This is a genomic window from Halomonas sp. JB37 (assembly GCF_002332255.1).
Classification (GTDB): Bacteria; Pseudomonadota; Gammaproteobacteria; order Pseudomonadales; family Halomonadaceae; genus Vreelandella; species Vreelandella casei.
On record NZ_NRGW01000001.1, the window covers coordinates 423,042 to 435,507 of the forward strand.

General features: G+C 52.9%; 10 protein-coding genes. 8 read left to right on the forward strand and 2 right to left on the reverse strand.

Translation table 11 applies throughout. The features are described from left to right. The first annotated feature begins 10 nt into the window (after positions 1 to 10). The 3 genes from atpD (at position 11) to mgtE (ending at position 3,387) form a co-directional block, all read left to right on the forward strand. Positions 11 to 1,390, forward strand: coding sequence for a F0F1 ATP synthase subunit beta (gene atpD / locus CIK78_RS02130; protein WP_096276759.1), 1,380 nt, complete (start codon positions 11 to 13; stop codon positions 1,388 to 1,390). Between the two features lie 24 nt (positions 1,391 to 1,414). Further along, entirely contained in the window at positions 1,415 to 1,843 is a 429-nt protein-coding gene (locus CIK78_RS02135; RefSeq protein ID WP_096276761.1) for a F0F1 ATP synthase subunit epsilon, read from the forward strand. Positions 1,844 to 2,004: 161 nt separating this feature from the next. Beyond that, positions 2,005 to 3,387, forward strand: a complete 1,383-nt coding sequence (gene mgtE / locus CIK78_RS02140) for a magnesium transporter (protein ID WP_096276763.1) — start codon at positions 2,005 to 2,007, stop codon at positions 3,385 to 3,387. On the opposite strand, the gene CIK78_RS02145 is transcribed toward mgtE, so the two are convergent. Then, positions 3,384 to 3,983, reverse strand: a complete 600-nt coding sequence (locus tag CIK78_RS02145; protein ID WP_096276766.1) for a phosphatase PAP2 family protein — start codon at positions 3,981 to 3,983, stop codon at positions 3,384 to 3,386. The two genes, mgtE and CIK78_RS02145, sit on opposite strands and share 4 nt — an antisense overlap. A 72-nt stretch (positions 3,984 to 4,055) precedes the next feature. Beyond that, positions 4,056 to 5,249, reverse strand: coding sequence for a cation diffusion facilitator family transporter (locus tag CIK78_RS02150; RefSeq protein WP_096276768.1), 1,194 nt, complete (start codon positions 5,247 to 5,249; stop codon positions 4,056 to 4,058). Positions 5,250 to 5,475: 226 nt separating this feature from the next. Between CIK78_RS02150 and CIK78_RS02155 the strand changes: the two genes are divergently transcribed. The 5 genes from CIK78_RS02155 to nhaD all read left to right on the forward strand — a co-directional run bounded on the left by CIK78_RS02155 (position 5,476) and on the right by nhaD (position 12,457). After that, on the forward strand, positions 5,476 to 6,276 hold the full coding sequence (locus CIK78_RS02155) for an undecaprenyl-diphosphate phosphatase (protein WP_096276771.1): 801 nt from the start codon (positions 5,476 to 5,478) through the stop codon (positions 6,274 to 6,276). A gap of 41 nt (positions 6,277 to 6,317) precedes the next feature. After that, entirely contained in the window at positions 6,318 to 7,475 is a 1,158-nt protein-coding gene (locus CIK78_RS02160) for an FAD:protein FMN transferase (RefSeq protein ID WP_096276773.1), read from the forward strand. 1 nt (position 7,476) lies between these two features. Next, positions 7,477 to 8,853 (forward strand): bifunctional UDP-N-acetylglucosamine diphosphorylase/glucosamine-1-phosphate N-acetyltransferase GlmU, encoded by a 1,377-nt coding sequence (glmU, locus tag CIK78_RS02165; protein ID WP_096276775.1) that lies wholly within the window; start codon positions 7,477 to 7,479, stop codon positions 8,851 to 8,853. Between the two features lie 137 nt (positions 8,854 to 8,990). Beyond that, the gene (glmS, locus tag CIK78_RS02170) at positions 8,991 to 10,832 is read left to right on the forward strand and encodes a glutamine--fructose-6-phosphate transaminase (isomerizing) (protein ID WP_096276777.1); all 1,842 of its coding nucleotides are present in this window, start codon (positions 8,991 to 8,993) and stop codon (positions 10,830 to 10,832) included. 158 nt (positions 10,833 to 10,990) lie between these two features. Continuing rightward, positions 10,991 to 12,457: a sodium:proton antiporter NhaD gene (nhaD, locus tag CIK78_RS02175; RefSeq protein WP_096276779.1), complete on the forward strand. Its 1,467-nt coding sequence runs from the start codon at positions 10,991 to 10,993 to the stop codon at positions 12,455 to 12,457. Positions 12,458 to 12,466: the final 9 nt, after the last annotated feature.

The window sequence follows — 12,466 nt, forward strand, 5'->3', positions numbered from 1 at the left end:
AGGAACCAAGATGAGCGGACGTATCGTACAAATCATCGGCGCGGTGATTGACGTAGAGTTTCCGCGGGACTCTGTGCCCAAGGTCTACGACGCGCTAAAGGTCTCCGATGTTGAGACCATCCTCGAAGTCCAGCAGCAGCTGGGCGACGGTGTGGTGCGCACCATTGCTATGGGCTCCACCGAGGGCTTGAAGCGTGGCATGGAAACGACCAGCACAGGTGCCGCGATTTCCGTACCGGTAGGTAAGGAGACGCTGGGCCGTATTATGAACGTACTCGGCGAGCCGATTGACGAAGCGGGACCGATCGGCGAACAAGAGCGTATGCCTATCCACCGCAAGCCGCCGACCTATGCCGAGCAGGCCGCCTCTGGCGAGCTGCTGGAAACTGGTATCAAGGTTATCGACTTGGTTTGCCCGTTTGCGAAAGGCGGTAAAGTGGGTCTGTTCGGCGGTGCCGGTGTTGGTAAAACCGTCAACATGATGGAGCTTATCCGCAACATCGCCACCGAACACAGCGGCTACTCTGTTTTTGCCGGTGTAGGTGAGCGTACGCGTGAGGGTAACGACTTCTATCACGAAATGACTGAATCCAACGTTATCGATAAGGTATCGCTGGTTTACGGTCAGATGAACGAGCCGCCAGGCAACCGCTTGCGTGTGGCGTTGACCGGTTTGACCATCGCAGAGAAATTCCGTGATGAAGGCCGTGACGTTCTGCTGTTCGTCGATAACATCTATCGCTACACCCTAGCCGGTACGGAAGTATCTGCATTGCTGGGCCGTATGCCGTCAGCGGTTGGTTATCAGCCGACTCTGGCTGAAGAGATGGGCGTTCTGCAGGAGCGCATTACCTCGACCAAGACCGGTTCGATCACCTCCGTCCAGGCCGTCTATGTGCCTGCCGACGACATGACCGACCCGTCGCCGGCCACGACGTTCTCTCACCTGGATGCCACGGTATCACTGTCGCGTTCAATCGCTGAGTTGGGCATCTACCCGGCCATTGATCCGCTGGATTCCACCTCACGACAGTTGGATCCGCTGGTAGTGGGTGAAGAGCACTATGCGATCGCTCGCGGTGTGCAGAACGTTCTTCAGCGCTACAAGGAACTTAAGGATATTATCGCCATTCTGGGTATGGATGAGCTGTCTGACGAAGACAAGCTGGCCGTATCACGAGCGCGTAAAATCCAGCGGTTCTTGTCGCAGCCGTTCTTCGTGGCCGAGGTGTTCACCGGTTCACCAGGTAAGTATGTCTCATTGAAAGACACGATTAGTGGCTTCAAGGGCATTCTCGCTGGCGAATACGACGATATGCCGGAACAGGCCTTCTACATGGTCGGTTCAATCGACGAAGCTGTCGAAAAAGCCAACCAGATGAAGAAGTAATCCCGTCCATTAGGGGGATTCGCTATGGCGAATAGCTTTACTTGCAATATCGTCAGCGCTGAAGCATCTATCTTCTCAGGTACTGTTGAGCAGGTAATTGCTTCCGGGATTATGGGTGACCTGGGCATTTTGCCAGGTCACGCCCCGTTGCTGACCGAGCTTCAGCCGGGTCCGGTTCGCGTGATCCACGACGGTGGCAAGGAAGAGAACTTCTTTGTCTCGGGTGGCTTCATGGAAGTCCAGCCGGATGTGGTGACGATTCTGGCCGATGCGGCTTCCCGTGCCAGCGACCTCAACGAGGCCGCTGCCGAAGAAGCGCGTCAGCAGGCATTGAAAGCCTTTAATGAGAAGTCGACGGAGCTGGATTATACTCGAGCTGCCGCCGAACTTGCCGAAGCCACTGCTCAGCTGCGCACCATTCAGCAGCTACGCAAAAAGGCGGGTAAAGGCTAACAACCGCGCGCTTGCCGTGTGAACAACGTCTCTTAAACCCGCTGGTCAGGGTTTAAGAGGCGTTTTTTTTGTCTGCTAGTACGACGACTTAATACGATGGATTAGTATGATTAGCTAGGTCGGTAGAACGATGTTTGTCAGCGTGAAGGGGAGAACTAATTATGGCACTGAATGAAGAAAGCCTGCAGGCATTAAAAGCCGAGCTACTCAGTGAGCTGGCCAAGGAAGCGCCTAGCAAATCTGTATTGGCGTTACGGTTGGCTGAAATCCGCTCAGCGGATATCGGTGAAGTCCTCGAAGAGATGATTGAAGACGATGAAGAGCTGACGGCGGCGCTCTCTTTGTTGGATATTCTTTCTGCCGAGCGGGCTGCTAACGTACTGGGCTATTTGCCCGGCGAAAGCCAGCTCGAGGTGGTCGGAGAGCTGGACGATAGTCAGGTACTTAAGCTACTCGAAGAGATGGGCTCGGATGAGCGCGCTGATTTGTTTAATTTGCTGGATGATGACCGACGCGAAGCACTTTTACGCAGTATGGCGCATCAAGAGCGTGAGGATCTAAAGCGGCTCGCAAGCTACGAAGAAGGCACCGCAGGCGCCATCATGACCTCTGACTATGTGGCCATAGCCAGTGGCATGACGGTGTCGCAAGCTCTGATGCGCGTTCGTCAAACGGCTCCAGATGCTGAGACGGTATATCAGCTCTATATCTTAGATAGCGATGGCCAGTTAATAGGTACCATGTCGCTGCGCCAACTGATGGTCGCGCGGCCTGGCGCAATCGTTGATAGCATTATGATTAAAGATGTTATCAGCACGCGGGTAGACAATGGCCAGGAAGACGTAGCGCGTATTGTGGCGCGCTACGATCTGCTGGCCTTGCCGGTGATTGATGCCGATGACCGAATGGTGGGAATAGTGACTCACGATGACGCTATGGACGTAGCGGAATCTGAGGCCACTGAGGATTTCCATAAAGGGATGTCGATCGGCCAGCTTGAAGACGGCGTGAGCCGTGTGCCGCTCTGGAGCCTTTATCGCAAGCGCGTATTTTGGCTAGTACTGCTGGTGTTTGCCAACCTATTTTCCGGTGCGGGCATTGCCTATTTTGAAGATATTATTGCAACGCAGGTGGCGTTGGTCTTCTTTTTACCCCTGCTGATTGGTAGTGGCGGTAATGCGGGGGCTCAGGCCGCTACGCTGATGGTGCGTGGTATGGCAACGGGTGATATCGGTGTGAAAGACTGGAGCAAGATGCTTGGGCGAGAGCTACTCATCGCTGGTGCACTAGGACTGACCATGGCAATCGCGGTCACCCCAATTGGTATTTTTCGAGGCGGCGAAGCCATTGCCATGGTGGTAGCGCTTAGCATGGTGACTATTGTGCTGTTTGGCAGCTTGATAGGCATGTGCCTGCCTTTTGTGCTTGAGCGCTTTAAGGTCGACCCCGCCACCGCGTCGGCACCGTTGGTGACAACCTTGATTGATGCCACCGGCGTGTTGATCTACTTCACGTTTGCGACGGCTATTCTCTCTGCTGCTTAACGGCTCACCCAGCCGCGGCTGATTAGCGGTGCAAATAGCCGATGATAAAAGCGCTTGGCAACGTGTTCATATACAGGTAGCACCAACCAAGCGCGATTGAACCCTACCAGCACGGCGGTCAATGCGGACAGTAGTACAGCGCCCGCCATGTCCTGAGGGAAGTGAACGCCCATAAATATTCTTGCCCAGGCAACAGGAATGGCCAGCAACAGTAGGCAGCCACCGATACGCCGAGAGTGGCTGTTTAGCATTAAGCTAATGCCTATCGTGGTTAGAATTGTCAGGTGATTGCTAGGGAAAGCGGGGGTTGCGGAATGCTCTATCAGCGACTCGCCTATGGGAATCATAAAGGGGCGCGGCATCGGCCATAGCGTTCCTATAAGCCTACTGACGGCAAGGGCTAACAATGTTGCGATGAGCGCTTCTAACAGCGATTGCTTGAGCGGTTCGCTGCCACGCAGCCAGCCTATGATGAAAAGCGCGGGCACTAACCACATCAAATCTACAGCGCAGGTATATGCCAGCGTTATTAACCAAGAGGGTGAATCAGGGGATGCGTTGAGCAGCTCGAACAGGGCGATATTTAGCGAATTCATGACATCCAAACAGTAGTAAGTATTAGTGATCGTTTAAGTAGCTGTATGGTTGTTGCTTCATGGATAAAAAGACTAGCGCATTGAACTACTGGCTGCGCGAGTAATGAACATCACCTCAACATGCCCCAACCATTCAATGTCACTGGCCAGTGATTTTAACTGGCTAGCGAGACATTGGGGGGGTTGGTGAACCGCATCATCAATAATCAGCGATACCGACACTTTGTCATCTAGGTAATGCAGCTGCAGTTCGTTGAGGGTCCGCCACACCGGGTGTTTGTACCAGCGCTTATTAAGCGCGTCCTCTACTTCCGGACGCAGCGGTAATCCCGGTAGGCGGCTTGGGTCACCGGCACCAGCATCGTCTTCTGGATCAACGTGGAAAATGACGTCGGTAAGCGCTGGGAATTCATGACGCAGGCGGCGGCTAACTTCGTTGCCAATTTCATGGGCTTCCGAAACGGTAATTTTAGGGCCTACCACGACATGTAGGTCAACCATTACCCAACCTGCTGATTGGCGGGTTCGCAAATCATGCACGCTATCTACCCCAGGGATGCTGCAGGCTACGTCATGCATTTGATTTTGCACATCCAGCGGTAACGCCGTATCGACCAGTTCGCGTGCGGATTCCCACAATAAGTCCAAACCCACTTTGCCTACCAATAAACCAACAATGATGGCAGCCACGGCATCTAGCCAGCCCAAGCCGAACTGAGCACCCACCAATGCGACTAATACGACGGCGGTGGATAAGGCGTCGCTACGGGAATGCCAGGCGTTGGCTTCCAATAGTCTAGACTTAACGCGTTTGGCAACGCGCATGGTGTAGCGAAAAATCCACTCTTTGCTAAATAGCGCGATGACCGTAATAACAATGGCCAGCAGCCCCGGTGCGTTGACCTCAGCGCCACTAAACAAGCGGGCCAGGCTCGACCAAGCAATACCGCCTGCCACGAAAATCAACACGCTGCCTAGTAGTAGCGTCGTGAGTGTTTCGATGCGGCCATGGCCATAATGGTGATCTTTATCAGGCTCTTGACGACCATAATGAATAGCCGCCAGCACGAACCCATCAGTGACTAAATCAGACAGCGAATGGATACCGTCAGCGATTAGTGCCGCGGAACCCACCGTAAAACCGACCGTCACTTTGACGATGCTCAACAGCGCATCCAGCCACGCACCAATATAGGTGACGCGCTTAGCCTCTTGGCTTTGTTGCTTGTGGTCTTGAACCACTGGCGTTTCGATGGTCTGAGTCATGGGCACCTTGCAAGGACGCAGGCTTTCAGTAGGCGACTATTGTAGCGTACTCCTCATATCCTCTATAGCATCCACTGCTTCCAATCCGTGAAACAGCGTTATTGAGCGTCTGAGCCAGTAGATATCAGTAAATATCAGTAAAGGCAATGGCGGACAAAGAATTAGCGTATGTGTATCCTTAGTCGACATTGCAACCCATCAAATTGATTTAAAAACAGGATTATTTATGGATTGGCTTCAGGTGGTGGTGTTAGCGGTTGTTCAGGGAATTTCCGAATTTTTACCCGTTTCGAGCTCTGCTCACCTGATTTTGGTGCCTGTGCTGACCGAATGGCAAGATCAAGGCCTAGCCTTCGATGTTGCGCTGCACTTAGGTAGCCTCTCCGCGGTCATTATCTATTTCCGCCAGGAAATTGGAAAAATGATCACCAGCAGCCTTGCGGCCCTCAGTGGTAAAGGCATCAATGAGGACGCGCGACTTGCCTTTTGGGTGACGATAGCAACGATCCCTGTGGGTCTTACTGGTTTATTGCTGCACGATGCTATTTCTGGCTACATGCGCTCTACGCTAATTATTGGCATCAGTTTAATAAGTTTCGGTCTATTGTTGGGTTATGCCGACTGGCGCAAGCGCGGAACGCGAAGCGAATATCAGCTGTGCTTAAAAGATGTATTGATCATCGGTGTCGCCCAGGCGTTGGCATTGATTCCGGGCACCTCGCGCTCGGGCATTACTATTACGGCAGCGCTGATGGTGGGAATGAGCCGCGAAGGAGCCGCGCGCTTTTCTTTTTTACTCTCGATCCCCGTGATTGTGCTGGCTGGCGGTTTAGAAGCCGTTGGGCTATTTAAATCACCGCAGTCCATTGATTGGGTAGCGATGCTGGCGGGTACCCTGATATCAGGGCTAAGCGCCTATTTGTGTATTCATTATTTCTTAGTCGTTATTAAAAAATTAGGGATGCAGCCGTTTGTGGTTTATCGGGTACTGTTCGGCGCTTGGCTGCTGTGGTTCTTTCATTTTTAAGAACGTCTCTTTTAAGGCTTTATAGCTAGGACAAAGCAACGATGAAAAGGTCTGATGAGAAAAAGTGTGTTGAACGCACGATCAGGTGGGGACGCGGGCTGATAGTATTAGGCGCATTGCTGAGTGCCCTGTGGGTATTGTCAGGCTGCTCAGAAAATGACCGGCCGCTGGAGCCGCCCGTACGCTATGAGGGAAACATTTTTGGTACCTTTTATCAGGTGACCATTATGGATCCTCTCACGCAAGGCCAGTCGCGTGAGCTAGAGGAAGGGTTTCTGGCAGAGTTAGAAAGCGTTGATCAGGCGATGTCGACCTATCGAGATGATTCAGAGCTGATCGCTTTCAACGAGGCGCCGTTGGACGAATGGCAGCCGCTCTCTAATGAGCTTATTGAAGTGCTGGCCATTAGCCAATCAGTGGCCGAGGCAAGCCAGGGTGCATTTGATATTACCGTGGGCGACCTGGTGAATTTATGGAGTTTCGGACCCGGCGCACGACCTGAGCAAGTGCCTTCCGATGAAGCATTAGCTGAACAGCTCGCCCAGGTGGGCTTTGATGCCATCGAGATCGATACACAGAATATGCAGGCGCGACGCACCCGCGATGTGTTTGTCGACCTTTCCGGCGTTGCCAAAGGCCATGCGACAGATCGAGTGGCCGCCTATCTAGACCAGCAGGATATCAACCATTATTTGGTTAACTTAGGCGGGGACTTGATTGCGCGCGGCGTGCGTGATGAAAACGAGCAAACGCCGTGGCGCATTGGCATTGAAGTGCCTGAAGATGGCGAGCAGCGGGCTCAGCATATTCTTCCGCTAGAAAGCATCTCCGTGGCGACATCAGGCGACTATCGCAACTACTTTGACGTTGACGGTGAGCGGTTTTCCCACACCATTGATCCACGCACAGGGCGCCCGGTGACTCATCAGCTTGCCTCTGTGTCTGTTTTTCATCCTTCCAACGCTTGGGCGGATGCCTGGGCGACCGCGCTATTGGTGGTGGGTGAAGAAGACGCCATGCAGATGGCGCTCGATAACAATCTTAAAATCTTAATGCTTATTCATGATGGTGATGCGTGGCGCAGCGTCGCCAGCCCTGAGTTTGTTAATTATTTTGGCGAAACGTTGATAGATGAGCTGGGCATTGAGCAGTTACCGGCGCCGGCAACCACCACCATTCCTCCCGTAGCAGGTGAATAACATGCAAGAACTGGATATTGTCATTCTCGCCGCGGGTAAAGGCACGCGCATGCGGTCACATATCCCTAAAGTGCTGCATACGTTGGCCGGTAAGCCGATGGTGCAGCACGTGCTGGATTCCGCCTTTGCGCTGAATCCAGCACGTACTCATGTGGTCATTGGTCATGGTGCCGACAAACTGCGCGAAGCGCTGGCAGAAAGCCCCGTGCACTTTGCTGTTCAGGCCGAGCAGAAGGGCACTGGTCACGCTGTTGCTCAAGCGCTTGAGCAGCTAGGTAGCGGCAACGTATTGATTCTCTACGGTGACGTGCCGCTGTTGCAGCGTGAATCATTGAGCGAGCTGTTAGCCCACGTGGATGAACAGCACATGGGATTGCTAACGGTGACGCTGGATGACCCTTCCGGCTACGGGCGAATTGTGCGTAACGCTGCAGGCGACGCAGTGGCCATTGTTGAGCAAAAAGATGCCAATAGTGCTCAGCTCGCAATTAACGAGTGCAATACCGGCATTATGGCGATGACCAGCGCTCAGCTAAAACGCTGGTTGCCGCAGCTTTCTGCGGAAAATGCCCAGGGTGAGTACTATCTTACCGACGTGATTGCAATGGCGGCGGATGAAGGCATTAAGGTGTGCACTGCCCAACCAGCCACTGCTGTGGAAGTCGAAGGCGTTAACAATCGAGCGCAAATGGCGCGTTTGGAGCGCGCCTACCAACAGCAGCTGGCTAATCAATTAATGGAACAAGGCGTTGCGCTTGCTGACCCCACACGTCTAGATATACGCGGGAGTTTGATCTGCGGACACGATGTGTTTATCGATGTGGGCTGCGTGTTTGAAGGTGAAGTAGAGTTAGGTGAAGGCGTGCGCATTGGCTCTTACTGCGTGATCAAAAATAGCACCATTGGTGCAGAAAGCATTGTCGATACTCACAGCGTTATAGAAGGCATCGTGGCGGCAGGCTTTAATCAGATAGGCCCGTTCGCACGCTTACGCCCCGGCACGCGGCTGGCGGTGAAAGCCAAAGTAGGCAATTTTGTTGAAACCAAAAATGCCGATGTGGGTGAAGGCAGTAAGATTAACCACTTAAGCTACGTAGGCGATGCGCGTTTAGGGCGCGATGTTAATGTGGGAGCCGGTACGATTACCTGTAACTACGATGGTGCTAATAAACATCACACAGACATTGGTGATAACGTTTTTGTTGGTTCGAACAGCTCTCTAGTGGCGCCGGTCACGGTAGGCAAAGGAGCCACCATTGGTGCAGGTTCAACTATTGCAAAAGACGTCACCGAGTACGCGTTGGCGGTAACACGGAGCCGTCAGATAGAAAAAAATGAGTGGCAACGCCCCAGCAAGGTTATAAAGCCCAGGCTGTAAAGTTTAAGTCATCAAGTTCAAGTTTTAGAAAACAGTGCCAACAATCATTAAAAGGCCGGATTTATATTCCAATACCGCTGATTTACCGTTTTGCTTGTCGATTAATTAGCATGGGTGAATAGCTCAGGAGATTGATTATGTGTGGCATTGTTGCCGCCGTTGCCCAGCGCAACGTTCAAGAAATTTTATTAGAAGGGCTGAAACGCCTGGAGTATCGCGGCTACGATTCGGCCGGAATGACGGTGTTTAATGATGGCGCGTTGACTCGCCACAGAGCGCTCGGAAAAGTCGCGGCTCTTGCTGCGCGTTTGGATTCCGCCGCTCTGCCGGGCTTTTCAGGTATCGCGCATACTCGCTGGGCAACCCACGGAAAACCCTCTGAAGCCAATGCGCATCCGCATCATAGCGACTCCCTAGTGCATGAAAACCAGGTAGCGGTAGTGCACAACGGCATTATTGAAAACTATGAACATATAAGAGATAGCCTACAGCGCAGCGGCTATACGTTCAGCTCAGAAACTGATACCGAAGTGATCGCTCACTTACTTTCTGAAAAGTTGGCCGATGGGCTATCGCTGTTTGACGCCACGCAGCAGATTGTTAACGGACTAGGTGGCGCCTACGCACTCGGCGTTATGTGTGCGGCAGAACCTGGCGTGGTTGTTGGCGCTCGCCAGGGCAGTCCGTTGGTCATTGGTGTAGGCATTGATGAGGCTTTCTTAGCCTCTGACCCGCTAGCGCTATTACCGGTCACGGACCGCTTTATCTACCTTGAAGAGGGTGATTTGGTTGAGCTGCGCTCGCAGGGCAGCATTCGCATTGTTGATCGCCATGGTAACGACGTTGAGCGTCCGATTCATACCTTCGAGCACGGCGATGGCGCTGCCAGCAAAGGCGAATACCGCCACTATATGCTGAAAGAAATTTTTGAGCAGCCAAAGGTTATCGAGGCGGCACTAGAAGGCCGGCTGAGCGATCAAAGCGTGTTAGTGGAAAGCTTTGGCCCCAATGCGCCGGCGCTTTTTAAACAGATGCGCCAAGTACATATCATTGCCTGCGGTACGAGCTATCACGCAGGCTTGGTAGCGCGTTACTGGCTTGAACGCTATGCCGGTGTGCCGGTTCAGGTAGAAGTTGCCTCTGAGTATCGCTACCGTCACCCTGTAGTGCCTGACAATACGCTGTTTGTGACGCTTTCGCAGTCGGGTGAAACTGCCGACACACTAGCCGCCTTGCGCTTTGCCAAAACGCTTGGCTATGTTGGCACGTTGGCCATTTGCAACGTACCGGGAAGCTCGCTGGTGCGAGAGTCGGACCTTACCTTGATGACTCGCGCAGGCCCTGAAATTGGCGTTGCTTCCACCAAGGCCTTTACCACTCAGCTAGTCGCGTTAATGCTGTTGACGCTGTCAGTGAGTAAAGCCAAGGGGCAGGCTGAATACCCAGATATTATCGCCGCGTTGAAAGCCTTGCCTGAGGTGTGTCAGCTAGTACTGGGATTGGACAGCAAAATTGAAACGCTTGCCCAGGCGTTTGCTGAAAAACAGCATGCTCTATTCTTGGGGCGCGGCGCGCATTATCCGATCGCCTTGGAAGGCGCCCTAAAACTCAAAGAAATTTCCTATATTCACGCTGAAGCGTATCCCGCGGGTGAGCTGAAACACGGCCCGCTGGCGCTGGTGGATAGCGAAATGCCGGTTATTTCGGTAGCGCCTAACGATGACCTGCTTGAAAAGCTTAAATCCAACCTTCAGGAAGTCCGTGCCCGCGGTGGTCAGCTGTTTGTATTTGCCGATGAGGGAGTGGGTATCGATACCCAGGAAGATATTCGAGTACTGACCTTGCCACACGTGCACGAAGCGCTGGCGCCGTTACTGTATACCCTGCCGTTACAGCTGCTGAGCTATCACGTAGCTGTTCTTAAAGGTACCGACGTTGACCAACCGCGTAATCTGGCAAAAAGCGTCACGGTGGAATAACAATGACGGCTAACGCCGTGTGTTTGTGAATGAATAAAAAACGCTTTACAACATGCGGCAATATGTCGCATGTTGTGCGCAGCCGTTGCGTTGCAGCATGTCGTTAGTGTGCTTATTATCGTGGCGGTCTTTCTCCTCTCTGCTGGGATCATATCGCCATGAAATCACCAAACGTCCTCGCAACTCGGCTTTATGCTAGCCGGGTCGCTTGGCTGTTGCTCGCCTGCACTCTTCTGATCTTTCCTTCTCTTTCTTATGCCGCCGCCGGGTCGCTTAATCTTACGGCTTCAATTGCCGGTATCTCTTCTGTCCTGATCTTCGTGCTTGCTTATGCGTTGGTGATGAGTGAAGAGCTACTGCATATGCGCAAGTCTAAGCCTGTGTTAGTTGCTGCAGGCCTTATTTGGGCGATAGTCGCTTGGGTCTATGTGCAAGCGGGTATGCCGGAAGAAGCGGAAACGGCTTTCCGTGAAACGCTGCTTGAATACACCGAGCTGCTTTTGTTTTTGCTGGTCGCGATGACATATATCAATGCCATGGAAGAGCGACGTATTTTTGATGCGCTGCGTTCTTGGCTAGTGCGCAAAGGTTTCAGCTATCGCAGCTTATTTTGGATTACTGGGGTAATGGCCTTTGGTATTTCAGCCATTGCTAACAACATGACCACGGCGATGTTGATGTGCGCCGTGGTGCTGAAAGTAGCCGAGGGCGATAATAAATTTATCAGCCTGTGCTGTGTGAACGTAGTGGTTGCCTCCAATGCCGGCGGTGCCTTTAGTCCGTTTGGTGATATCACTACGCTGATGGTGTGGCAGGCAGGTCAGGTACCGTTTGGCGGCTTTTTCGCGCTGTTGGTTCCTGCGCTGGTCAATTTCTTAGTACCTGCCGCCATTATGAATTTCTTTATTGTTAATCGTCAGCCCGCAGCGCTAAAAGAGAATGTGTGGCTCAAGCGGGGCTCACGGCGGATTATCGTGCTGTTTTTAATTACCGTCGCGATTTCGGTGTTGTGCCACTCTGTTTTGCACCTACCGCCCGCCATGGGCATGATGTTTGGTCTGGGCCTTTTACAGTTCTTTGGCTATTACCTGCGACGCAGCCTGCCGCGTTCACTTGAGCGCAAGCGTGAGCGCTACTCCCGCCGAGGCGATTGGAAGAAGCTGGAACAGCTGGGTAGCGTGGTTCCGTTTGATATTTTCAGCCGTATCGCGCGCTCCGAGTGGGATACGCTGCTGTTCTTCTACGGCGTGGTTATGTGCGTAGGTGGCTTGGGCTTTATGGGCTATCTCAGCCTGCTTTCTGAAACGCTCTACGGCAGCTGGAATCCGGTATGGGCTAACGTGGTATTAGGCCTTATTTCGGCGGTGGTGGATAACATACCGGTTATGTTTGCGGTTCTTTCGATGGCCCCGGATATGACGGAAGGCAACTGGCTGTTGATCACGCTGACAGCCGGTGTCGGGGGCAGCTTGCTCTCTATGGGTTCCGCGGCCGGTGTTGCGCTCATGGGTCAGGCGCGAGGTATTTATACCTTTGCCGGGCACTTACGCTGGATGCCGGCCATTTTGCTGGGCTATATCGGCAGCATCGCGGCGCATCTATGGATTAATGCCTCCATGTTCTAGGCTATTACG